At 58.2% G+C, this 23,214-nt stretch carries 17 protein-coding genes and 1 pseudogene; 7 read left to right on the plus strand and 11 right to left on the minus strand.

Annotated features, from left to right (window positions below; genetic code table 11):
• Positions 1-43 precede the first annotated feature (43 nt).
• Together KVO92_RS02125 and KVO92_RS02130 are read left to right on the plus strand one after the other, a co-directional pair.
• Positions 44-367 carry a DUF485 domain-containing protein gene (locus KVO92_RS02125; RefSeq protein WP_217474043.1) on the plus strand — a complete coding sequence of 108 codons (324 nt, stop codon included), beginning with the start codon at positions 44-46 and terminating at the stop codon, positions 365-367.
• Positions 364-2,022 carry a cation/acetate symporter gene (locus KVO92_RS02130; RefSeq protein WP_217474044.1) on the plus strand — a complete coding sequence of 553 codons (1,659 nt, stop codon included), beginning with the start codon at positions 364-366 and terminating at the stop codon, positions 2,020-2,022. Before KVO92_RS02125 ends, KVO92_RS02130 begins: the two co-directional genes overlap by 4 nt.
• A 267-nt stretch (positions 2,023-2,289) precedes the next feature.
• On the opposite strand, the gene KVO92_RS02135 is transcribed toward KVO92_RS02130, so the two are convergent.
• The 7 genes from KVO92_RS02135 to KVO92_RS02165 form a co-directional block, all read right to left on the minus strand.
• Positions 2,290-3,198 carry an NAD(P)-dependent oxidoreductase gene (locus tag KVO92_RS02135; protein WP_217474045.1) on the minus strand — a complete coding sequence of 303 codons (909 nt, stop codon included), beginning with the start codon at positions 3,196-3,198 and terminating at the stop codon, positions 2,290-2,292.
• Between the two features lie 351 nt (positions 3,199-3,549).
• A complete protein-coding gene (locus tag KVO92_RS02140; protein WP_217474046.1) occupies positions 3,550-4,803 on the minus strand; it encodes a diaminobutyrate--2-oxoglutarate transaminase in 1,254 nt (417 codons plus the stop codon).
• Between the two features lie 41 nt (positions 4,804-4,844).
• Positions 4,845-6,269 carry a gamma-aminobutyraldehyde dehydrogenase gene (locus tag KVO92_RS02145; RefSeq protein ID WP_217475400.1) on the minus strand — a complete coding sequence of 475 codons (1,425 nt, stop codon included), beginning with the start codon at positions 6,267-6,269 and terminating at the stop codon, positions 4,845-4,847.
• A gap of 76 nt (positions 6,270-6,345) precedes the next feature.
• Positions 6,346-7,677 (minus strand): APC family permease, encoded by a 1,332-nt coding sequence (locus KVO92_RS02150; protein ID WP_217474047.1) that lies wholly within the window; start codon positions 7,675-7,677, stop codon positions 6,346-6,348.
• 11 nt (positions 7,678-7,688) lie between these two features.
• Positions 7,689-8,846, minus strand: coding sequence for an iron-containing alcohol dehydrogenase (locus tag KVO92_RS02155; RefSeq protein ID WP_217474048.1), 1,158 nt, complete (start codon positions 8,844-8,846; stop codon positions 7,689-7,691).
• A gap of 196 nt (positions 8,847-9,042) precedes the next feature.
• The gene (locus tag KVO92_RS02160) at positions 9,043-9,927 is read right to left on the minus strand and encodes an alpha/beta fold hydrolase (protein ID WP_217474049.1); all 885 of its coding nucleotides are present in this window, start codon (positions 9,925-9,927) and stop codon (positions 9,043-9,045) included.
• Positions 9,917-11,449, minus strand: a complete 1,533-nt coding sequence (locus tag KVO92_RS02165; protein WP_217474050.1) for a flavin-containing monooxygenase — start codon at positions 11,447-11,449, stop codon at positions 9,917-9,919. Before KVO92_RS02165 ends, KVO92_RS02160 begins: the two co-directional genes overlap by 11 nt.
• Positions 11,450-12,000: 551 nt before the next feature.
• Between KVO92_RS02165 and KVO92_RS02170 the strand changes: the two genes are divergently transcribed.
• Complete coding sequence (locus KVO92_RS02170; protein WP_217474051.1) at positions 12,001-12,888, plus strand: phytanoyl-CoA dioxygenase family protein; 888 nt, start codon at positions 12,001-12,003, stop codon at positions 12,886-12,888.
• A 119-nt stretch (positions 12,889-13,007) separates the two neighbouring features.
• On the opposite strand, the gene KVO92_RS02175 is transcribed toward KVO92_RS02170, so the two are convergent.
• Positions 13,008-13,193: a hypothetical protein gene (locus KVO92_RS02175; RefSeq protein ID WP_217474052.1), complete on the minus strand. Its 186-nt coding sequence runs from the start codon at positions 13,191-13,193 to the stop codon at positions 13,008-13,010.
• Here KVO92_RS02175 and KVO92_RS02180 point away from each other — a divergent pair.
• The gene (locus tag KVO92_RS02180) at positions 13,192-14,445 is read left to right on the plus strand and encodes a PucR family transcriptional regulator (RefSeq protein ID WP_217474053.1); all 1,254 of its coding nucleotides are present in this window, start codon (positions 13,192-13,194) and stop codon (positions 14,443-14,445) included. The genes KVO92_RS02175 and KVO92_RS02180 overlap by 2 nt on opposite strands.
• 341 nt (positions 14,446-14,786) lie before the next feature.
• Here KVO92_RS02180 and KVO92_RS02185 read toward each other — a convergent pair.
• From KVO92_RS02185 to KVO92_RS02195, 3 genes and pseudogenes are all read right to left on the minus strand, one after another.
• Positions 14,787-15,212: pseudogene (locus KVO92_RS02185) on the minus strand (hypothetical protein); the annotation flags it as partial.
• Between the two features lie 561 nt (positions 15,213-15,773).
• On the minus strand, positions 15,774-16,478 hold the full coding sequence (locus KVO92_RS02190) for a TetR/AcrR family transcriptional regulator (RefSeq protein ID WP_217474054.1): 705 nt from the start codon (positions 16,476-16,478) through the stop codon (positions 15,774-15,776).
• A 421-nt stretch (positions 16,479-16,899) separates the two neighbouring features.
• Positions 16,900-17,481, minus strand: coding sequence for a TetR/AcrR family transcriptional regulator (locus KVO92_RS02195; protein ID WP_217474055.1), 582 nt, complete (start codon positions 17,479-17,481; stop codon positions 16,900-16,902).
• A gap of 820 nt (positions 17,482-18,301) precedes the next feature.
• Between KVO92_RS02195 and KVO92_RS02200 the strand changes: the two genes are divergently transcribed.
• The 3 genes from KVO92_RS02200 (at position 18,302) to KVO92_RS02210 (ending at position 22,954) form a co-directional block, all read left to right on the plus strand.
• Entirely contained in the window at positions 18,302-19,666 is a 1,365-nt protein-coding gene (locus tag KVO92_RS02200) for an NAD(P)/FAD-dependent oxidoreductase (RefSeq protein WP_217474056.1), read from the plus strand.
• A 172-nt stretch (positions 19,667-19,838) separates the two neighbouring features.
• The gene (locus tag KVO92_RS02205) at positions 19,839-20,516 is read left to right on the plus strand and encodes a hypothetical protein (RefSeq protein WP_336512595.1); all 678 of its coding nucleotides are present in this window, start codon (positions 19,839-19,841) and stop codon (positions 20,514-20,516) included.
• A 365-nt stretch (positions 20,517-20,881) separates the two neighbouring features.
• On the plus strand, positions 20,882-22,954 hold the full coding sequence (locus KVO92_RS02210; protein ID WP_217474057.1) for a PQQ-binding-like beta-propeller repeat protein: 2,073 nt from the start codon (positions 20,882-20,884) through the stop codon (positions 22,952-22,954).
• Positions 22,955-23,214 lie beyond the last annotated feature (260 nt).

Here is a 23,214-nt window from a genome sequence, read left to right on the forward strand (position 1 = left end):
AGCTGTACAGCCATAACGACAAATAAATAGACCGAGGTGTCCCATGTCCAGCCTGTTATACGCGCGTGTTCGCGCCAGTACCCGGTTTCAGCACCTAGTGGCGCGCAGAAGCCGTTTTACGCTGAGTCTGTTCCTGATAATCCTGGTCACCTTCTATGGCTATATGGGGTTGGTATCGTTTTGGCCTGAGCTGATTGCAAGGCGCCTGACAGAGGGATCGAACCTGACCGTCGGCGTCGCTGGCGGCGCTTTCCTGTTCGCATTTTATTGTGGGCTGTCGGGGTTCTATGTGTATCGCGCCAACGGGGAGTTTGATCGCCTCACCCAGACGCTGATCGCGGGGCTGGATGGGGAGCAAACCGCATGAAGGCACTACTAACGTTACTACTGATGCTTCCCTCTGGCCTGCTGTTGGCGTCGCCTGCATTAGACGGCGGCCAGCGCCAGCCACTAAATCTGCACGCGATTGGCATGTTCATGGTGTTTGTGCTCCTAACCTTGTGCATCACCTGGTGGGCGGCGCGGCGGACCCGCTCCACCGCGGATTTCTATAGCGCTGGCGGCGGGATCCTTGGCTGGCAGAACGGCCTGGCACTGGCCGGCGACTACATGTCCGCGTCGACTTTGCTAGGCATTACCGCGCTCATCTACACATCGGGAATGGATGGCTACATCTACCTCATTGCCTTCTTCGCGGGTTGGCCGGTGTTGTTGCTGTTGATGACCGAGCGGCTGCGCAACCTGGGCAGATTCACCTTCGCCGATATCACCTCGTATCGCCTCGACCAAGCCAAGGTGCGCACGATGGCCGCCATCGGTTCGCTGACGGTGGTTTGCTTCTACCTGGTGGCGCAAATGGTCGGAGCTGGGCAGCTGATCAGGTTGCTATTTGGCCTGGACTACCACATCGCTCTCATCATTGTGGGCGCGCTGATGATGCTGTATGTGACCTTTGGCGGCATGGTTGCGACGACTTGGGTGCAGATCATCAAGGCGTTGCTGCTGCTTGTAGGTGGCTCGCTGGTCTTGTTTCTGGCGATGCGCGAGTTCGACTTTAGCTATGACAATCTGGTTACCCAAGCCATGGATACGCACGCCTTGGGCGAGCGCCTGTTGGCGCCGGGAAGCCTGCTATCCGATCCGTTGACGGCCCTTTCGCTAAGCTTGGGGCTCGTCTTCGGTACGGCTGGGCTACCGCATATTCTGATGCGATTCTTTACCGTCAGCGATGCCCGAGAGGCACGAAAATCGGTGCTCTATGCGAGCGGATTCATCGGCTATTTCTTCAATGTCATATTCCTGCTGGGGCTGGCATCGATCGTAATCGTCAGCCAGCAGCCGAAATTCTTCGAGGGCGGTGAGCTGGGTGGCACGCTGCTGGGTGGGGGAAATATGGTCGTTATGCACCTGGCCCAAGCCGTGGGCGGCAATTTGCTGCTGGGGTTTCTGTCGGCAGTTACCTTCGCCACCATTTTGGCCGTGGTCTCCGGCCTGGCTCTGGCCGGGGCGTCTGCCATCGCCCATGACCTGTATGCACGGGTGATCATGAAGGGCACTGCCAGCGAGGCGCAGGAGCTGCGCGTCACCAAGCTGGCGACCTTCGCCCTTGGGCTGGTGGCGATAGTACTGGGTCTCGTATTCGAGAATATGAATGTCGCCTTTATGGTCGCGTTGGCCTTTGGCATTGCGGCTTCCGCCAACTTCCCGGTGCTGTTCCTGTCCATGTTCTGGTCGGGGCTGACCACGCGTGGGGCATTGGCCGGCGGCTACGTCGGGTTGGCAAGTGCAATGGGGTTCGTCATTTTTTCCAAGCTCGTATGGGTCGATCTGTTGCATTTCGCTGAGCCGTTGTTCCCCTACACCCAGCCTGCGCTGTTTTCCATGCCGTTGGCGTTCTTGGTGGCGTATGGGGTTTCCTCCCTGGACCGGACAGCGCGAGCAGAGGCGGAAAGGGCGGCGTTCGCCGACCAGTTCGTACGGGGTCAGACTGGCCTCGGCGCCAGTGGTGCAGTCGGCCATTGACTCACCACCGCCGCGCGGTTGCGCGTCTGCAACCGCGCGTAGCCTTGCTAGTGACCTCTGAAGATCTGACCGATGTCCGACACCGGATGCCCGAGGTGGTGCGACGGTCCCCGGTTGTCGGGTGTGGGCCGGTGACCCAGAAGGGCGATCAGGACAACCGCGATCGTCAATACGGCAATGAGAACCCCACCTAGGCGCATATCGTCCTCCAGCGGCTCTAATAATTGTTGTCGTCGCATTGGAAAGGAAACGCACGGCCCACCGTGCCTAGTGCTCTAGCGCGTCCTCGCGCGCGAATGACTTCGTGGTGGCTGCGATGTCCTGATCGCCATAGCCCATCGAGGACGCTCGCTGAACGACTTTGCACACCGCGTCGAAGACCGGAGTCCAGGCTCCCTGTGCATGCAGGGACCGAGCGATGTGGGCGAATGCATCCGCGTGCACATCGAGCCTCGCCTGATCACCCGCGAAGTCCTGCGCTTCGAGCCGGCGTACCGCTTCCTCGAGCGCGTCAGCCAGGAAGAACCGTGAAGAGTCGAGTAGAAGGCGGGCCGTCTTGGAGGCGGGCAGGCCAAACCGGTCGCTCGCGCCCACGGCTTCGAAGAACGTCACCATTGCGGCAAATGCATGTGCATGGAGGACGGTCGAAAAGGCCAATGCTTCGTCCCAGGGAAGAAACACTGTATGACCGGCGAGCCCTTCAAGCAGGACCCGATGCTGCTCGAAGGCATCACGATCGCCGGTATGAATGGTGTGGCTTTCACGGTGGCCGACGTTGCGGGGGTAGGCCACGATCAAGCTTTTCACGTAGCGGCCGCCTGCTCGGTTGATGAGAGCTTGAAGCTCCAGACCTTCGTCTTGGGCGTTAGTGGTGAAATCGATGATCGTACGATTGGCGAGTGCGTGCTTCACACCCGGCAAGCGGAGCACTTCATGTGTCGCGTGGTTGTCCAGCAGCACGAAGATCGTGGCCGGGCTTGCCGCCAGTGCACCTGCTGCGCTGTCGCAGAGATGAGCGCCGGCGGCAACGAGCGCCGCACCCTTCTCGGGCGACCTGTTCCAGATCGCCACGCGTTTGCCTTGATCTAGAAGCGCTTGCGACATGATCGCGCCCATCGCGCCGAGCCCGATGACAGACACATCAAACTGGAAGGTCTCATCTTTCTTGTCATGCATGGTTAAGTCCCCTCGATTTCACATGATGTCCGACAGCTCAGCCATCGCTTGCAGTAAGCTGCGGTCCAGACCGATCCGCCGCGCTCAGCCAGGGCTCGTTAGCCGGTCGGGACACGAGCGATCGCGTCGTAAACGGCATGGATGAGCTTGTTTTCTGAGCGTGTAGCTACCCAACGCACCAGGCGGATCCGGTGCCCTTCGATCGCCTGGCGTATGGATTCGGTAGATCAGGCTTCCTGGTCCGTCGATAACCAGAGCGGAGCCGCAACGGCAAGCACGAAAGGGCCCCCCGGCGCGGCTGCCAAGCTGCCTGCGGCATGTCGTTTGGTACAGGCCGCACGGCTTTTGCAGTTACTGGTGCAGCGCTGCTGCGACCGACTCACTGAAGGCTGCCAGGCCTTCTTCGAGCTGGTCGGTCGGAGTATTGATCGGTGGCATCAGCTTGATGATTTCCCCGTTTGGCCCGCAACGGTCGGTCAGGACACCCGCCTGCAGAACGCGCTTCTGGGCATCCTTAGCGAACTCAACGTTGCCGCGGCCGAAATCGATCCCTGCGATCATGCCGCGACAACGTGCGGACGCAACGCCAGGGATTTCCGCCAAACCAGCAACCGCGCGCTCCATTACTGCGCAGTTGTCGGCCAGCACCTTCAAGAACTTCTCATCGCGCCAAAAGCCGAGCGCGATCTGGGCCGCCAGGAACGCCAGCTGGTTGCCGCGGAATGTGCCGATGTGGTCGCCGGGTTGCCACACGTCCAGCTCGGGACGAATAAGAACGATCGCCATCGGCAGGCCAAAACCGCCGATCGACTTGGCGCAAGTGATCAGATCCGGCACGACCTCGGAGCGCTCGAAGCCGAAAAAGTCGCCGGTCCGGCCGCAGCCGGCTTGGATTTCATCGCAGATGAGCAGGACCCCGTGCGCCGTGGCCCAGTCGCGCAATCGCTGCAGCCACCCGTTGGACGCCGGGTAGACGCCCGCTTGGATCTGCACGGACTCCACGATCACGGCGGCAGGGAGTTCGGAGCCGCTGCCCTGGTCACTGGCCAGGCGCTCGAGGAAGCCAATGCTGTCGAACTCGCCGTAGGGGCTGTTCTCGTACGGGACGAACACCACGTCGGAGGACAGTCCTGGGCCGCGGCGGGTACGGTTGCCGGTAACGGACAGCGCACCGGCTGTCATGCCGTGGTAAGCGCCGTAGAACGAAACGATTTTGGTGCGGCCGGTAACCTTTCGTGCGAGCTTCAAGGCCGCCTCGACTGCATCGGCACCGGTCGGGCCAGTGAACTGAACCTTGTAGTCCCAGCCGCGCGGCTCGAATAGGTCTCGCTTGATCGCCTCCAGAAACAGGCGCTTGGTACTGGTGTGCAGATCGAGCGCATGTGTCACGCCGTTGTTCGACAGATATCCTATTAGGGCATCGCGCATGCGTGGCTCATTGTGGCCATAGTTCAGAGCGCCAGCCCCAGCGAAGAAGTCCAGGTACTCGCGGCCATCCTCGCCTCGGATTTTGCTGCCTTGGGCTGTATCGAACACAAGCGGCAGGTCACGGCAATACATCCGTACGTTGGACTCCAGCCTCTCGAATGTCTCGATGTTGTTCATGCATTACCTCTAGAGATGATCGCGGAAATATGGGGTTGGGGTTAATGCTTGAACATCACATGGCGCACCACGGTGTAGTCTTCCAGCCCATACATCGACAGGTCCTTGCCGTAGCCCGACAACTTCACGCCGCCATGAGGCATCTCGCTCACCAGCATGAAGTGGGTGTTGACCCAGGTGCAGCCGTAGCGCAGACGAGCGGCCAAGCGATGGGCACGCCCTACATCGGCGGTCCATACCGACGAGGCCAGGCCGTAGTCCGATTCATTGGCCCATGCCAGTACCTGGGCTTCGTCTTCGAATTGAGAGACCGTGACCACCGGACCGAATATTTCGCGGCGCACCACCTCGTCGTCCTGCGTTGCCCCAGCCAGGACGGTCGGCTCGTAGAAGAAGCCGTCACCCTCAGCGCGGTTGCCGCCGGTGACTACCTCGATGTGAGGCAGCTTCTTGGCTCGGTTAACGAAGCCTTCGACGCGCTCCAAGTGCTCCTGTGTAATCAGAGGGCCCATCTCGGTTGTCGGGTCATCCTGAGGTCCGCACTTTATGCTGGCGACAGCTTCCCCTAGCTTGCGCACGAATTCCGGGTACGCCGCCTTCTGCACATAGATGCGGCATGCAGCGGTACAGTCCTGGCCGGCATTGTAGAAACCGAAGCTGCGGATGCCTTCAACGGCGGCGTCGATGTCGGCATCATCGAAGATCAAAACGGGGGCCTTGCCGCCGAGCTCCATGTGCATGCGTTTCACGCTGTTCGCAGTGGCTTCGATTATTCGACTGCCGGTGCTCACGGAACCGGTTAGGGACACCATGCGAACCTGAGGGTGACTGGTCAGCGGCTCACCCACCGAGGCACCAAGGCCATGGACGATGTTGACTACACCGGCCGGGAAAATGTCGGCAAGCAACTCGCCCAGCTTCAGCGTGCTCATCGGGGTGTGTTCCGACGGTTTCAGCACGACGGTATTCCCGCCGGCCAATGCCGGTCCGAGTTTCCAAGCGGCCATCAGCAGTGGGTAGTTCCACGGTGCGATGGAGGCGACTACGCCTACCGGGTCGCGGCGTATCATCGAAGTGTGGTCCGGGATGTATTCTCCCGCCGCCGAGCCTTGTAGGCAGCGTACAGCCCCGGCAAAGAAGCGAAACACGTCCGATACGGCGGGCAGTTCGTCATGCAGCACGGCCGAGTAAGGCTTGCCGCAGTTGTCCGCTTCCAGGCGGGCAAACACCGGCGCTTGGGCGTCGATGCTATCGGCCAGCTTGAGCAGCAGCGACGCGCGGTCTTTGGGCGGCGTTTGCGACCAGGCTTCAAACGCTGAATCGGCGGATAGCACTGCGGCATGGACCTGCACAGGGCTCGCCTCTGTAGTCTGTACCAGGACGCTGCCCAGGGAGGGATTGTACACAGCCAGGTTTCCGCCTTCGCCGGCCACCAAGGCACCATTGATCAAGAGTTTTGTTTGCATGTCGATCCTCGCCATTGAAGGGCAAGACCAGGGCCTTGCCTTGTGTCGTCAGCACTTTTGGTTGGAAAGGTGGCCGCTAAACGAGAGCGTCTGTTACAGGGGTGCGGAAGAAGCTGGTCCGGCAGGCGAGGTAAACCGCACCCAGGACGAGCCAGCTAGACCCCATGATCAGTGCGTCGTTATCAAGACTGACTAGCATCCAGCCAGCCGTGGCCAGGCCTATGAGCGGGAAGACAACGCCGCGCAGCAGGCCTGCCCCATCTCCGACGCGCTCACTGAAGGTCAGCCGCAGTGCACAAAGGTTGACCGCGGTGAAGGCCAGGAAGGCGCCAAAATTGACCAGAGATGTCGCGGTGGCGATCGTCAGGCCAAAACCCGCAGTGCCGAACAGACCGCAGAGGATGATGTTGAAAGCGGGTGTCTTGTACCGAGAATGCAGCGAACCGAACACCTTACGCGGAAGTTGGTTGTCTCGACCGAGCGCGTACAGCAGTCGCCCCACGCTAGCTTGAAACGACATCCCCGCCGCGAAGTGGGCAATGATGATCCCTGCCAGGACCACGGCAAAGAACAGGTCGCCGCCGATCATGCGGGCAATCTCGAAGGCGGCCCCGTCCACATGTTCAAAGATGGGAACAGGATGGGCCAGGTACATGATGTACGAGGAGCCAACGTAGACCGAACCGCCAATCAGCGCGACAAGCAGAATAGCGCGAGGGAGTGTCCGGGCGGGGTCGCGTGTCTCCTCGCTGAGCGTAGATAGCGCGTCGAAGCCTAGGAACGAATATGCAGCAATGGCGGCACCGGCGACGCTGGTGGCGAATGGCACATCGTCGTTGAAGAAGGGCCTGGCGGACAGCAATCCGCCAGGGCCGTGAGCCGCAACGATGTAGTGCACGCACAGACCGATGAACACGACAATGATTGCCAGTTGCGCGGCCATCAGCAGTAGGTTGAAGCGGTTGGCGACCTGTATGCCCAGGACATTCAGCACCGAGGTGGAGATGATGAACCCGGCGATCCATACCCACTGCGGCACGTCTGGAAATGCCATGTTGAGGTAGCTGGCGCCGAGCAGCCAAATCAGCATTGGTATAAAGAAGTAGTCAAGCAGGGCTGCCCAACCCACCATGAACCCGAGATTCGCACTGAGCATGTGGCGGGTATAGGTGTATGCCGACCCGGCTACCGGAAACACCTTAACCAGACGACCGTAGCTCAACGCCGTGAACACCACACCGGTCGCTGCGATCAGGTAGGCCATGGCCGTAGTGTTGCCGCTTGCCTGCGTGATCACACCATAGGTGCCGAAGACGATCAGCGGGGCCAGGAACGCCAGGCCAAACAGCAACAGTGAAAACGGCCCAAGTGAGCGTTTCAACGATGCGCTTGGGATTGATTCGATCATGAGTGACCCCCTCACGCTACGTGGTGGTAAGCGGTGGTGATGATTTCCAGATAGGTGTCGACGGTCATTTGCTTGGCATTGCTGCCGTCGGAGAAGTTCTGCTTCGACTTTTCCGCAATGGTCTGGAAGTCTTCTTCACGCACACCTTTCACCTCGGCGAAGCGGGGAATTCCCAGGTCTCTACTCATGTTGAACAGATACCCGACTGCAGCATCGGCAGCCTCGACCGGCGACAGGTTGGGGTCGATGCCCAGCGCATAGGCAACCTGCGCATGGCGGGGGATATCGGCATCTCGGTTGTGGCCGAACACGAAGGGGAGAAAAATTGCATTACCCACGCCGTGTGGCGTGTCGTACATGCCGCCGATGGATTCAGAAATACAATGCACGCTTGCGACGTCTGCGTTACCGAACGCCATGCCCGCGATCAGGCTGGCCACTAGCATTTGCTCGCGTGCATGCAGGTTGTCGGGGTCAAGTACGGCGGGCTTAAGGTATTGACTGATCAGGCGGATGGCATGCAGCGCCAGGCCGTCGCTGATTGGGTTCGCCATGCGGCCGGTGTAGGCCTCGATGGCGTGGGTGAGCGCGTCCATGCCCGTTGCGGCGGCAATTGAAGCGGGCAGCGTATCGAGAATATGGGAGTCGAGTAGTGCCATAACGGGCCCGACCCGGTAGTCCTGGACACTCATCTTGAAATGGCGGACGGTGTCGGTGATCACCGCGAAGCAGGTCACTTCGCTTCCCGTGCCCGCGGTGGTCGGGATGGCGACGATAGGCGGAATGGCGTGCTTGAGCGTGAATGAACCCTCGTAGTCTTCGATCCGGCCCTCATGGGTCAGCAGCAGGCTGATGGCCTTGGCTGCGTCCATCGCGCTGCCGCCGCCAACGGCGAGGAGACCTTCGATCCCTTTACCCCGGTACATTTGTGCAGCGTGGTTGATATCTTCGCTGCGAGGGTTGGCTTTGACGTCGGCTATTTCTTCGAACGCAATGCCCGCCGCCTCCAGGCTGGCGTAGACGCTGTTCAACAAGCCGGCTGCCTTCACTCCGGCATCCGTGATAATCAGGATACGCGTGAGGCCGAGCTCGCTTAAATATTCGCCAGTACGCTCACGCAGGCCTGGCTCCATCACGACTCTAGTGGGGAGTAAGAACTTGAAATCCATACATACCTCTTGCTCATTTTGTAGTTTTTGAAAGGGCAGTTGAGGAGCATCCGCGCCGGCGGTCTGTCATAGTCGGCGTGTGATGTACGGCTTGAGGGGTACCCACAAGTCGAAATGTTTTTTTTTGTTCTTTTGGGGTTGCGACAAGTCTCCTCGTAGCAAAAATGAAGCTTGGCGAAGCCGCACGCGCTCGGCGCTAGCTGGCGCTACGCATGTGCCCAGCCATAAGCGCCGTCAGCGTGCCTGTAAGACAAGACGGAAGGTCATGTCCCATTCCGGGCAGTAGTACGAGGCTTGATCGTTGAATTGCGGCTGCGGTGGCAAACCCGCCGCTGGTCGAGACCATGCGATCCTTATCCCCGTGGATAACCAGCGTCTTGCAACGGATCCGCCGAAGTTCCTCGGTGCGATCGCCTGAATTGATGATCGCGCCAATCTGCCTGGCGGCCCCCAGGTTGCTTGCCTCTCCGCCGCCTCGCTCCCAGGCCTGCACTGCGTAATCGCGCAGGGCTTGCTCGTTCCATTCGAGTGTCGAGCCAATCAAACCCATGATGTCTAGGTAGTGACGTACGCTTTCCTGCTGATTGCGTGGAGGCGGGCGCAAGAGCTGCAGAATGGCCTTTAACGCCGGCTGGCCTACACGTAGCGAACCGGTAGTCGAGAATATGGAAGTGAGGGTCTGGATGCGTTCCGGGTAACGCGCGGCGAGCGTCTGGGCGATCATGCCTCCCATCGACATTCCCGCGACGTGGACCGTTTGGAGCCCTAGCTCGTCCATGAGGCCGATTACGTCCGCGGCCATGTCGCCTAGGTCGTAGCCTGCGGTCCGCTTGCGAAGAAACTGCTGCAGGGCGGTGGGAGGGGCCACATCGGTGAAGAACGATCTGCCAGCGTCTCGGTTGTCGAGCGTGATGACCCGGAAGCCGGACTCGACGAGACCACGAATAATCGGTTGCGGCCAGTACGTCAGCTGCAACCCAAGACCCACGATAAGCACGACAACCGGAGCTTCGTTCTTCCCATGGCTGCGATAGCAGAGCTCACGTCCCCCTGGCAGCTCGCTGAACTGGTCAGTGCTCATTGGCGACTGCCTTGTTGTTGCAGCATGACGCTGTCGTATAAGAGCGCTTGGGTACCGTTGAAAACGCTAGGGACTTCTCAGCGACTGTACCGCGGCGTAGCAGCTTGACGTCGCGGAAGTAATCCATGGACATCACCCAAGGCTCGCACGTCCCCTGCCGCGGCATGCGGTCCAAGGCGCGTTGCACGTAGCCTGCACCGAAATCCAGCAACGGTCGGGTTTCCATTCCGTCCGGCGCTTTGGGCTCGCAAACGTTGTAGCCGTGACTGTCCATGAAGCCGAGCAAGCGACAGAAATGGTCGCATAGCAGGCATACTTTCAGTGTCCAGGATGAGTTGGTGTAGCCCACAGCGAAAGCAAAATTGGGTACGCCAGAGAGCATCATGCCTTTGTAGGCCAGTGTCTCGCTGAGCACTATCGGTTTGCCATCTTTGTGCAGCGTAATGCCGCCGAAGAGCTGCACGTTTAGGCCAGTGGCAGTAATGATGATGTCGGCCTTGAGGTGCTTCCCGGATTTAAGCGAGACACCCGACTCGGTAAAGCGCTCGATGTGGTCCGTAACGATTTCCGCTTTACCCGCGCTAACAACCTTGAAGAGGTCGCCTTCGGGAACCGAGCACAAACGCTGATCCCAAGGGTTGTACGGCGGGTTGAAATGGACGTCGACCGGGTAGTCTTTAGGCAGCTCCCTACGAGTCAGCCATAGAAGCAGCTTGCGAGAGAGCTTGGGGAAGCGCTGGCAAAATCCCCAAAAGGAGAGGGTAATCTTGGCGTTCTTGTAGCGTGTCAGTGCGTAAGCGGTTTGCGCCGGCAGAATCTTGCGTAGGAATGCGGCAACTACATCGTTAGCGGGCTGGTTGATGATGTACGAAGGTGTTCGTTGCAGCATCGTGATGCTGGCGACCTTGTCCGCCATGGCGGGAATCAGGGTGACTGCGGTCGCGCCACTGCCGATGACCACGACGCGCTTGCCCGTGTAGTCCAAATCCTCCGGCCAATGCTGGGGGTGAACGATCTGCCCCTGGAAGTGCTCGGCACCCTCGAAGCGAGGGGTAAATCCTTGATCGTAACGGTAGTAGCCCCCAGCGCTAAATAGCCAGCGGCATTCGATCGTTCGGACCTGCGACGTGCTTCCATCCTCAACAGCTACTGCCCACAAGCCCTTGTCAGTTTGCCAGTTTGCCGACACGACCTTTTGCTTGTAGCGGATGAACTGCTCCAGCTGATGCTCGTCGATGGCTTCACCTAGATACTCGAGAATGTCTGCCGCGTCCGCCAATGACTTAGCCTTCGTCCAAGGCTTGAAGTCGAAGCCGAACGTGTACAGGTCTGAATCCGAACGGATGCCGGGATAGCGGAAAAGGTCCCATGTACCGCCCATCCGCTCGCGAGACTCCAGGATTGCGAAAACTTTGTCTGATTGCTCGCGCCGTAAATAGGCGGCCGCGCCGATGCCAGACACACCAGCTCCGATGATCAGTACATCGAGCGGCTCAACCGGCAAAGCAGTGTGAACGGACATGTCGCCTCCAAATTGTTTTGTTATAGAGACTGATCGGTTGACTTGATCGTTTGAACAGATTAGGGCTGCGAATGTCGTGGCGCAATGTACAAAAAGCACCATTAGGCGGTTGATTCGGGGCGATCTGCACCTGTGCTGTAGCGATCTACGAGAAGAGGGGCGGAGTTTCCACCAACGACGGGCTCGCTATGCAGGCTGATCCGACAACAGGTCCGCCGTTCGCGCACCATGTGAACGACTGGGGTGTTTGTCGATGGCTCCTTGGTGCACCCACTAGCTCAATTGGGCTGTCCTCTAGGGCTACTAGCCATAGAAGGCAGACCAGGCGCGCGATAGATCGTCGAACAGCGATGCACCCAAACTCCCCGATAGGTGGACAAGTTTGTTGATCATATGACTTAATCGGCTGAACAGGTTTGGTGATGATGCAGTTCTGGCCTGAGACCACGGTTCGCGGGGTGCAAGTAGGTGGCGCTGCGTATGCACCTCCGAGCCGGACGCCCAGGCAAACCGGATCAAAACAACGACAAAACCAGACAAGGTATAAGCACATGGATACCGGGAAACTTTCGACGGTCAGCAGCGATGCATCGATTGAGCATGTGGTAGAGATCATCAGGCGTGACGGCGGAGTAATCATTTCGGACTTTCTGTCCGCACCGACGCTGCAGTCGCTGGCAGAAGAGCTGGAGCCCTACCTGAACGCGACGCCTTGCGGAGCGGACCCGTACTTCGCCGGAGCGCAGACGCGCCGGGTCGGTAGAATCATCGCGCGCAGCGACACGGCGGTTGAGGTGGCACTCAATCCACTATTTATTGAGTCGGCCAGACAGATCCTGCAGACGCCGACCCATGTTTGGGTGGGTACCGATCGAGTTGCGATTGAGCCCGATATTCAATTGAGCATTACACAGGCCATTCAGATTGGACCGGGCCAAGGCCGTCAGCCTTTGCACCGCGATGACGCTACCTCCCTTTGGCGGCATCCGCAGTATGGTCGAGAGGCCCGTCTGCAAATCATGCTTGCGATTTCGGACTTTACTGAAGAAAACGGGGCGACCCGTGTCATACCAGGTAGCCATCACTGGGACGACGACAGAATGCCGACGCAGGAGGAAACGGTGGCTGCAGAAATGAAGGCTGGCTCCGCACTACTGTGGCTGGGATCGGTGTACCACGGCGGCGGTTCCAACAGGTCCGCATACCCCCGCACCGGCCTGACCATGGCATATGACCTAGCCTTTCTGCGTCTGGAGGAGAATCACTTTCTATCCATTCCCCTTGAGCGGGTTCGCCAGCTTCCCTCACAGATGCAGCGCCTGCTGGGCTGGAGTGCCAGCTCAACGCTGCTAGGTTGGGTAGAAATCGATGGCCAGATGCGGGACCCACAAGAACTCTTGGGCATGGCCACCTTTCAGCAGCCCGGCAACGGCTTTTGATCATGGCGCCGTGACGGGCGACCCTGTTGATGCGCTGGCAAGGCGATGACCGGGTGATCGGTGCACCGCGGTTTGGGGCAAATGCGCAAGAAGTCGTGCATCTGGTGCAAGCTTCGATTTCATGCTGCATCATCAGCATCGACAAACAGTAGCGCAGGCAATTTTGCTGGAGCGGAAACAGCGAGCAGCGGTTTGGTTTCCTGTTTCCTCTCTGGCGGCCGGTCCTGCGAAGGTCTCATTTCGCTGAATGCCTCGGTGCAACTGCACTCTTTCATTCCGTATGTTGGGTTCTGTTGAGTATCCATGATCAGCGCGCGATCCCCCTGGCCACGCCCCTCCGAAGCGGTTCGTGAGCTCATGCGCCAAGGCGCCGAGCTCGCGCAGACGCTACCAGCGGATTGGCTCGATTACCTGAACCAGTCCCTTTTTCCTTCGCCCGAAGACGCGAAGCTGCTCGAGGACCCTGTGATCCTCGCAGCGTTCCGGCGTGCCAATCGCGCAGAGCTGCTGCACTGGGCGAGTGCCAACCTTCACCGACCCGGAGAACCTGTGGAAGCCTACGTGTCTGCTGACATGGTGGACACGGCCAGGGAGCTAGCGCGCAGGGGAGGGGCGGAATTGTTGATTAATGTCGCCCGGTCAACACAAAACGCAGCCTGGGATCTATGGATGAAAATGGCGTTTCGCCTGACTCAGGATCCCGTGTTGCTCGAGGAGTTCTTGGAGGTCTCGTCGCGGTCGATATCTGACTTCATCAACAAAAATATGCTCGTGGTAACTCAGGTCATCACGGAAGAAAAAAATGCCCAGGCCCACGATGACCCTCTGGACCGGCGCAGTTGGGTCAGTCGCTTGCTAGATGGCAGAGACGTGAGCGCGGAGCAGTTCAGCAGGCGCCTTGGGTATAGCCTCTCACAAAGGCACTATGCTTCCCTCGTCTGGAGCGAAACTCCAGAAGCGGAAATACAGCCGCTCGAGGACATGGCGCGAGCGTTGGCTGGTCTGACGGCGACCTTAGCGCCCTTGATCGTGTTCGCAGGCCCAGCGACTTTATGGGTCTGGTTCAGCGCGACAAAGCCGCTTGATGTGAATCTGCTGCAGGGTATTGCCCAACAGTTCCCACAGCTTCGCGCTGCGATCGGCGCGGCTGGTGCCGGAATCAATGGCTTTCGGCGATCACACCTTGAAGCCGTGACGACGCAGAGGTTGATGGGCCGTTTGCCTGGCGCGCCCGCTGTGGCCACGATCGACCAGGTAAGAATGGTATCGCTGATGACCCACGACGCCCGTGCGGCTAGGCAGTTTGTCCTAAGCACGCTGGGCCGACTGGCGAGCGAGCCCGTAGCGCTTCAGCGCACGTTGCACGCCTTTCTAGCTAACGGCTGTAACATCACCCGAACCGCTGAAGCACTTGGTTCTCACCGCAATACGCTACTGCGCCGGCTGGAGCGTGCCCAGGAACTGCTACCTATCCCGTTCGCCGATCATCGCATCCAAATCGCAGCAGCCCTTGAGTTGGTGATCTGGAGCATGCCGCTGGACGACGTTGAGCAATAGACCGTGCCCCCCCGTTTCGCCAGGGATAGGGGAGCGCGTCGCGAATCATGTGGCCTGCCATTAAGTAGCCCGCTCGGTCATACCGGGTGCCTGGATTTATCAGCTGGTGATTTTCCAGCGATCATCCGACAACAACTGGCGTGATGCTTGGCACGTTTTTCGACGCCGCCACGATGCAAAAGAAAGCCTCGCCGAGCGTGCCGGTCGACCGGCGTTTAGGCTGAGTGGCTATTCCGGGCTGAGCACATTTACTGTCCTATCGACGCGCAATTAGTAGCAAAACTCATGCGATCGATAAGCAACGCACCCATTGGCTGGCTAGGCCATTGGATGCGTCGAGTCTCATCCGGCAGCCGTAGCCAGGGGTGTGTGAAGCCTACGTCGAGGGTTTCCGAGTACATATAGATCGGCAGTCGCAGGCGACCGGCGCGTAGTGTCAGACCCTGCGCGGCGGCAAAGGATAGGTAGGCCCATTCCAGGTTGCCCTTCCAGGTGTCCTGCTCCGATTTAACGGTGGCCTGTACGGTCACGTTCAGCTTGTCGGTCAGTCCATATTGGAGTTAGCCGCCCAATTTGGACAGTTGGTCACCTCTCCAGACGTCAGTGGTCTGCCCATTTATGCCGAAGCTCCGCCCCTGATCTTCACCGCCCAGGTGGGTGAGGGCGGCGGTGCCGAAGCCGTTTAGTCGATATTCACCCTGCTCTAGGGCCATGGCCGGCGTACTCGCGATGAGACCTGCGAGGCCGAATACTCTGATGCTTTGCATGCGTCTACTGCTCTTGTTGTTGGGGAAGGTCAGATGCGGAACCGGGCCGTGGCAGCGCGCAGGTCACCCCGCTGCTGACCAGCCCATTCGCCCAGGCGTGCCGCTGCGCCCTCGGCGCCCTCGGCGCCCTGCGAGCTCGCCTGGGTGTACTGCGGCAACACTTCGGTGTCGGTTACGGCGAAGCGGTAGGCCTGGGTGAGACGGGGGGCAGCACAACAGGGCCTTGCAGCCTAATGGCAAAGTCCCCGATCGGCCTGGAGTGCTCCCTTGAGCCAATAGCGTCATCGCTACACGCCCCGTACCACCACGGTATACGGTGACGATTAATTATCGTATCTACTGTTATTCAAAATACACGAATTTAATATCGTGGCAAGCCGAACTGCGTGAGCCGGCAACCGCACAGGAGGCGTGCGGCCGAGAGGAGGGCGTCGGTCGAATCGACAGGAGATAAAGGTGCTGCTTTGAAAACGGCGGCTTAGATACAGATGGGCGAGTTGTGAGAGCAGGGAGCGGCGCCGGAACTGTGCCGGCGCGACGCACCTTGATGCGAGTGAGGAGTTACTGCGAGCCGGCTTTGCCTTTGGATTGACCACTGGCGGCCGAGGGCGGAGAAATCATAACGATGAACGCATCGAGGAGGGCCTGCCCCCGCTCCGTGCCAAAGCGTTCGGGCTCGATAGGTAGCATCATAAGCCAGCCATCACTGAACGCGGTGATGTGGTCGGCCAACAGATCGGCGGGTATATCCTGGCGAATCTTGCCCTGGTGCTGCCCTTCCTCCAGTAATGATGTGCAGGTTCGGCGGAAGTGGGCTTGGCGCTGCCTGATTACGTTGGCAAATGCTGGTTCGTGTCGGGCATGGGTGAGCAGTTGCAGCCAGGCGAGCCAACTGTTCGGGTCTTCCTGGCTAATCCATTGGTGCCACTGGTGCATCAGCGACTTGATGTCGATCTGATTTCGGTTTACCTCGAGGAGCGCTTCGACCCGGTCAAACAAGTTCTGTGCCGCGGCACTTACCATCTCCTCCTTGTTGGCAAAGTAATAGGTTACAGCTCCAGTCGTACATCCTGCCTGTTGCGCCACCTTGCGCATCGAGGCGCCGGCGTAGCCCTCTTGGGCGATCACTGCGATTGCAGCCTTCAACAACTCGGCCCGTTTTGCGAGATGGTCGCCTACGGGACGCCCGCGGCGACCCATGGATTTGTTGTCGCTAGCATGGTGGTGTTGAATCTTGGAATTCGGATCAGGGCGCGATTCTGGCATGAGATATTTAGGGGATCGGTCAATCGGAGCGTCAGTGGCCGCTGTGCGCGTAGGTGTACCGCGACCGAGCATAGAGGAAAACAGTTTGAGAGGGCATCCTTCATCGGATACTAGATGGATGGGGCCGCAGGACATTGCAGCACTGGCATTGCTGGCGCCTGAGTTCGACCCAGACGGCGTATCGACACGGTAGCCCCTTTGAACTGGGCGAGGGAAAACGAAGCCTGATCCTCGCGGGCGGTCTTCAAATTTCCAGTCGGCGGGAGTCTAAGAGCTCGTTGAGCTCGCGCTTGGATGCATTTGAATGCGGCAGGGGGCGTCGATAAAAACATCCATGTTTATCAAGATTGCTGGCTGGTGTTTCGCGAGGTGCGCTCAATGGGCGCACCGCCTAGGGTGCAGTAAAGCAGATGGTGCTTGTTTAATAGCTTCCCACTAGCAGTTTCACCGCCTGGCAGGCCGTCTCGGTCTCCTCCTTTAACCGGTCCAGGTCACCATGGCCTGACCAAGCGAGCAGCAGGCCGTCCATCAGATTGATGAGAAGGCGACTGATCGCCGTCAGCTTGGCCTGGTCCAGCTGAGAGCCGGTGATCCGTTTGATCGCGCGCTCTGTCGCCTCCACCGCCATCGCATAGATCTTCGTGGCCATTTCCGGATTGTTCCGCAGGGTCCAGAAAAACAGCTCTGATTGTGTTCTCGCTAGATCCGGGTGCTCGGTGAACCAATGTATCGCCCGACGCAGCATCTCCGCGGTGGACTCCGCTGCGGTGCTTCCAACCGGAACGTGCTCCAATGCCTGATGTGGCAAATCGAAGAGCGACTCGTAGACGGCGTAAAACAGCTCGTCCTTGGTATGAAATACGTAGTGCAGTGAAGCAAGCGGAGAGTTTGCCGCTACAGCGATGCGTCTGGTGGTTGCATTGGCAACGCCATGCTCAGCAATCACCTTAACGGTGGCTTCGATAAAGTCCTGTCTGCGCAAATCAGCGCCAATCCTCGCCATTAGGCCATCTCCATTCTACGGATCACCACCGCGGTACCGAATTTCGGCAACCGGTGTGGAGTGGTGGTGGATGCTAGCTTGCGGCAGCGCCGCGCCATGACCCTGAATCCTGCAAGCCGGACATGCGCACCCACTCCTAGCGGCAGGACGCAATTGGCTTTTGAATTCTCAACTTGTTCATTTGATCGGGTCGCTTGATCTGGAGTCTGACACATGATCGCGCGCATCTCTAGAACGGGAGGGCGCCTGGTTGCGTTTCGGACACTGCTGGAGTCGGGCTCTGCGGGGGCACGACGCGATAAAAAGCACCAGACCAGGTCATCCCCCGGCCGCGACAGCGAGTACATGTCGATCAGCGGCGTGCAGCCGATGGGCCTTATGACTTCGCCACTGAAAGCGGTATGCCGATGACCCTTGTTGGTTGGTAACTATCTCGGTGCGCCGGGCACCGACGTGCAGGTTGTCCAGATCACAGTGGTATGGGGGAAATGTTTTCGCCTGGCGAACTGGGTGCGCTAGACAACGCCGGCACGCCTGTTGGCGTACAAAGCGCCAGGCTGCGTCTTCTGCTTCCGGGCCTGCATTTACCGCTACTGACTCACGTCCATGGTCGGCAGGCCTGCCACGCCCCGCAGACGTCGTATTGACCCACCCCCACTTCTCGGTTGGCGCATCAGCCGCTGGTGCATGCGCTCCCGAGGCGGCGCTTCGGGAGCTATTTAGGGTAACGATCAATATAATAACAACTGTTGCGTAAAGTTCTGTGTAGCAGTACAGTGCCCGCAAATAACAGCTGAACCCTGGGCCAGGAGTGCGGTGTATGAGTCGTGGAAGTGAATCGGCCAGCGCAATGACAGGGTCGCTGCGCTTTCGGAGAACCGGCGGCTGGGTTGACCGCCCAGCTGATTTGCAGCCCGAACTGGAAGGTCATGTCAGTGCAGATGTGATCGTGGTTGGGGCCGGATTTGCCGGTCTGTCTACGGCGCTTGAGCTCACTGCCCGCGGCGCGAGGGTCGTGCTGCTAGAGCAGGAATTTGGCGGCTTCGGTGCAAGTGGACGTAACGCCGGTTATCTACTTGGCAGCATGGGGATCGAATTCGAGCTCTTCGTCAAGCGCGTCGGTTTTGAACACGCTAGGAAGTTCGTCAGCTACTACGACGAGGCGGTTTGCTACGTGGAGCGAAGGCTGACCGAGTTGGGGATAGATTGCGACTACAACCCTTCTGGCGTCATCAGGGCTGTCGTACATCCTTCGCAGGAAAAGTGGCTGCGTCGAAGCATGGAGCTTGGTCTTAAGCTGGGATCCGTTACAAGATTCGTGAACTCAGCCGAGATGCGTAGGCGTGGGATTCCTCCGGCGTTTCTGTTTGGATGCGAGCAACGCGGCGGCACGCTGAATCCCGGCAAATACGTGAGCGGACTACGCCGCGCGGCACTCCAGGCGGGGGTGAGGCTGTACGAGAGAACTCCGCTTCTTTCTTATAAAGAGGGGTCGGTCGTCACGTGCAAGACCGCACGCGGCAGTGCAAGCGCACCACTCATGGTTCTGGCGACCAACGCTTACACGCCACAGCTGGGGCTGCTGCGCGACAAGGTTGCTCCGCTACGGGTCTCCGCGATCGAAACGGAACCGCTCTCCCAGACGCAACTGGCATCGCTGGGCTGGCAGGGTCGGGAAGGGATCATCACGCCGCATCTGACCATGGAAAGCCACCGCCTGACTGCACACAACACCATGGTTTTGACTGTTAAGAAATTGAACTACGTCTACGGCTCGAAGACCCCTAACGTGCCGGATCACGGTGCCTACGACGCTTTAGCAAAGACGCTACGCGAGCGATACCCCTCTCTCCAAGGCCTGGGTATCCAGCATTGCTGGAGCGGATACGTCAGCGTGGCGTACGACGCGCTGCCTGTGGTTGGCGCAACCGGGGCGCAGCAAAACATTCTCTATGTGTCCGGTTGCTCAGGGCATGGTCTCGCCACCCATTCGTTTGTGGGGCAACTGCTTGCCGAGAAAATGCATGGCGACGAAACACCACTCTTGGATGCTTTGTGCCACAAGACGCCTTCGACGTTACCTGAGCCGTTCCAATGGTGTGCTCTGAAGGCCACCTTCGCAGCGATTAAACAGTATGACGATTGGACGAACCGCAAGGCGCGTAAGACCGCAACCGCGTACTAAGCAATAACAACGCTTCGTGTCTTCGGGCTTCCCTGAAGGGTCGCAACCTTGTGCGATAGATGCCGCCAGGCCGCGATCTAACATTATGCAGGACGTGAAGTGACTCGCCACCTTGCAGCACTCGCCTGCTACGGCGAAGTGATGCGTTAAGTTAAGTGTCTGAGGGCTTATTGTGGAAGTGATAAATATTTGCGGATTGGTCACTTGTGTGTTTCTGGCTTTGTCTGGCTGGATCTATGGTGCTAAGTTTCTTAAGAAGGGGAACTATCTGCTTGGCTTTGAGTGGTGGATCGTCGCCTTCTCTGCGTCGAATTTCGTGATGGCGATGTTGACGGCTTCAGAAATTAATTATGCCATTACGCTTTTTCTAGATTCGTTCTCGCGCAGTTTTGGTATGCCGATCATTGCTGTCTTGGGACTCATGGTTCTGACGCACAATTATAAACCGCCGGTGTCGAAGGAGGTTATGCTGTTTGCGGCTGCGTTTGCTGGCACGTTTGTTGTGTATCTGTCTGACTTCTTCGACGATGTGCGCCCGTACTTTTACGTGATTATGTGGTTTATCTATTCCGTATATATGGTCTACTTCATCGCGCGTTTGGCACGTATCGGCGAGGCTGTGCATGCGATTGCTTCGGGGATCGGAACGGTCGCCGCTCTTGCGGTGGCGATTGCTTACGACTTCTTCCCCATACCTGGCGACGATACTCATATGATCTTTATGACCCTGGCTTTTACAGTATGGTCTTATGGGGCGATCCAATTGTATTACGCATATTGTGCGCTGGAGCGCGCTAAGGCAGATGAGAGCCGCCTTTTGGTATCGGTTGGAAGAATGCGCTGCGGTTAGTAGATTTTTATCTTAAGAGCGTCTAAGCAATGTCTGGCTGTCGCTATGTAACTTAAGGCGTGCACAGAGAGATATGCTTGGCTCGGAATCTTGATTTCTCGTGCTGGTTATGGCGCTGATGGTGCTAAGTTATCGATACCATTATCGAAATGGTTAGCGCTCAAGCTTCTGACTGGTTTTCTTCTTCAATAGGCTTTCAAGGCGCAGTGGAATGCTACGGCAGTGGATGCGCTGAGTCGGTCTTCTTTTGCTCCAGGGTAGGCAAAGTTGCTTGCCTTTTAACCGCTCTTAGGGGCGGTTTTTTTTGCGTGTTAGAGCTAGCGGGGCTAGGTCGTGCTCTTATTTTTTAGGAACCAGGAGGTGTAATGAAGTTGCTTATCGCTTTCCCACTAACTGTTGCGTTAGTTGGCTGTGAGGGGCAAAGTTTTCTCAATCGGCAGTCAAATACGGATTGGGAATATCTCGGTAATTCGCACGAAATGCAGCACACATCAGCTCTCAAAGAAATAAACAGAGAGAATGTCGACTCTCTGGGGCTTGCTTGGTGGGTGGAGTTGCCTGTAAGTGACGGTCTCGTCGGCAATCCGTTGGTCAAGGATGGCGTTGTTTTCCAAGGGGCGCCAAACGGTCAAATAATTGCTAACGACGTAAAAACCGGGAAGCTGATTTGGCACTTCAAGGATGATAATGCACAGAATAATTCCTCATTTGCGGGTTATTGGGGGCGGCGATTCAATCGAGGGGTGGCCCTGAGTGGCAGCAATGTAATCATTGCCTCGGGTGATTGCCGCCTGATCGCTGTTGATCAAGCCTCTGGAAAAAAGGTCTGGGAGGCAAGGTCATGCGATTCGGCAGATATGTACGCTATTACGGCCGCTCCGCGAGTTGGAAACGATCTCGTCTTCACCGGCAATGCTTGTCTGGATACAGGCATGACTCGCGGCTATGTAGACGCCTTTGATGCCAAAACCGGTGATCATCGTTGGCGTTTCTATACTGTGCCTGACGATCCCTCCAAACCACAGTCCGCGCTTTATGAGATGGCTGCCAAAACCTGGGGTAACGATTGGTACGCTAAAACACGCGGCTGTGGAAGTGTATGGGATGCAATGACCTATGATCCCGAGCTAAATCAGCTTTATATCGGAGTTGGTGGCCCCGCACCTTTTGACCCCTCGAAGCGCGGTGAGAATGCTGGCGACGAACTGTTCACCAACTCCATTGTGGCGCTGGATGCGGCGACAGGAGAATATAAGTGGCACTTTAAGCAAACCCCGCAGGATGCTTGGAATTACGATGCGAGCGTGGGGATTATGGTGGCCGATATCACAGTAGATGGAAAACCGAGAAGAACCGTCATTAGTGTGCCCAAGAACGGTTTCGCCTATGCATTGGATGCGAAGAGCGGGAAGTTCATTTCAGGTTCTGCCTATATGCCCATGGAGTGGGCCACTGCTTTGGATACCAGCGGTCGGCCGATTGTCAAACCGCAAGGGCAGTACTGGCTCAACTCGGCCGAGAGTTATGTGCAGCTTCCGAATGGTCTGGGCGCACATGGTTGGGAGGCATTGGCATTCGACCCTGCAAGCGAAACCGTCTTCATTCCAGCCATGTCTCAGCCGGTTCTCGTTAGGGATGATCCGGAGTCGGTACTGGGCGGTCAGTCATTTGAGCCGATTGTGCACTCTGATGACGGAAAGTATGAGACCTATGGCGAGACGGTGGCCTGGGATACGCGTCAGAACACAATCAAGTGGCGCTCACGTTCGCCGCTGCCTATGAATGGTGGCTTGCTGCATACGGCAGGGGGGCTGGTATTTCAGGGCACCGGGGACGGCCGCATGCAAGTCCTGGATGACGCCACCGGCAAGATTCTGTGGAGCCATGACATAGGCGGGGCAGTGCGTGCGGCGCCATCGACGGTCATGGTTGATGGGGAGCAGTATGTTCTGCTTCCCACCGGCACAGGTACTGCGGCAGCTACAGGTTCGCTGGTGTCGGACTTTGCTTCCCTCCCGAAGGCAAGAACGGCGCCACGCTTGCTAGCTTTCAAGCTAGGCGGAAGCAAAGAGTATCCGGCGTTTGCTGAACCGAAAAAAGTCTCAGCGCCTACCACTCCTCGACAGCCTGAAGAGGCAGCCGCGATGGGTCAGAAGTTGTTCGAGGGAAGTGGTTGTACTGAGTGCCATGGCTACTTCGGTAACGCAGCAGGGGGCCGAGTGCCTAATCTCATCTACGCGCCTCCACCCAGCTACGAGTTCTTCGAATCCGTTGTTCGCAAGGGCGCGATGTCCAAAGGGGGCGGTGGCATGCCTGCTTTTACCGACTTTACCGATGAACAACTCCAGGCGATTTTTGCCTACCTGATCAATCAGGCGTGGGATTCCCATGAAGGCAAGGGCCCGGTTGAAGGGACGCGCTGGAACACCTCTGAGTAGGTATCAGGTAGCGGTGCTCGAGGCTGCGCGCCGCTACCCGCACTTCCCTGACGCGGATGTGATTGCGCCTAATGCACAAACACGCCCAATAACGATATTTCGTTCGGTATAGCGCCAATCCAATCGTCGGGTTTACTGCGAGGGCTAAGCACGTTTTGCCTTTTGTTTAGCCTGTGCCGTTAGCTGATGTGGGCGCCGGTAACGCTTGAGGTTTGAGATGTTCAAACGGAATGTAGCAATGAAGTCACTGCCGCTCGCTT

This window comes from Stutzerimonas stutzeri (assembly GCF_019090095.1).
GTDB lineage: Bacteria > Pseudomonadota > Gammaproteobacteria > Pseudomonadales > Pseudomonadaceae > Stutzerimonas > Stutzerimonas stutzeri_AN.

Excerpts from the sequence above, each read along its gene's own strand:
- KVO92_RS02170 (WP_217474051.1), top strand. The coding sequence starts at position 12,001 with ATGGATACCGGGAAACTTTCGACGGTCAGCAGCGATGCATCGATTGAG.
- KVO92_RS02135 (WP_217474045.1), bottom strand. The coding sequence starts at position 3,198 with ATGCATGACAAGAAAGATGAGACCTTCCAGTTTGATGTGTCTGTCATC.
- KVO92_RS02150 (WP_217474047.1), bottom strand. The coding sequence starts at position 7,677 with ATGATCGAATCAATCCCAAGCGCATCGTTGAAACGCTCACTTGGGCCG.
- KVO92_RS02155 (WP_217474048.1), bottom strand. The coding sequence starts at position 8,846 with ATGGATTTCAAGTTCTTACTCCCCACTAGAGTCGTGATGGAGCCAGGC.
- KVO92_RS02125 (WP_217474043.1), top strand. The coding sequence starts at position 44 with ATGTCCAGCCTGTTATACGCGCGTGTTCGCGCCAGTACCCGGTTTCAG.
- KVO92_RS02210 (WP_217474057.1), top strand. The coding sequence starts at position 20,882 with ATGAAGTTGCTTATCGCTTTCCCACTAACTGTTGCGTTAGTTGGCTGT.
- KVO92_RS02130 (WP_217474044.1), top strand. The coding sequence starts at position 364 with ATGAAGGCACTACTAACGTTACTACTGATGCTTCCCTCTGGCCTGCTG.
- KVO92_RS02165 (WP_217474050.1), bottom strand. The coding sequence starts at position 11,449 with ATGTCCGTTCACACTGCTTTGCCGGTTGAGCCGCTCGATGTACTGATC.
- KVO92_RS02145 (WP_217475400.1), bottom strand. The coding sequence starts at position 6,269 with ATGCAAACAAAACTCTTGATCAATGGTGCCTTGGTGGCCGGCGAAGGC.
- KVO92_RS02160 (WP_217474049.1), bottom strand. The coding sequence starts at position 9,927 with ATGAGCACTGACCAGTTCAGCGAGCTGCCAGGGGGACGTGAGCTCTGC.
- KVO92_RS02140 (WP_217474046.1), bottom strand. The coding sequence starts at position 4,803 with ATGAACAACATCGAGACATTCGAGAGGCTGGAGTCCAACGTACGGATG.
- KVO92_RS02175 (WP_217474052.1), bottom strand. The coding sequence starts at position 13,193 with ATGGATACTCAACAGAACCCAACATACGGAATGAAAGAGTGCAGTTGC.
- KVO92_RS02195 (WP_217474055.1), bottom strand. The coding sequence starts at position 17,481 with ATGGCGAGGATTGGCGCTGATTTGCGCAGACAGGACTTTATCGAAGCC.
- KVO92_RS02180 (WP_217474053.1), top strand. The coding sequence starts at position 13,192 with ATGATCAGCGCGCGATCCCCCTGGCCACGCCCCTCCGAAGCGGTTCGT.
- KVO92_RS02200 (WP_217474056.1), top strand. The coding sequence starts at position 18,302 with ATGAGTCGTGGAAGTGAATCGGCCAGCGCAATGACAGGGTCGCTGCGC.
- KVO92_RS02190 (WP_217474054.1), bottom strand. The coding sequence starts at position 16,478 with ATGCCAGAATCGCGCCCTGATCCGAATTCCAAGATTCAACACCACCAT.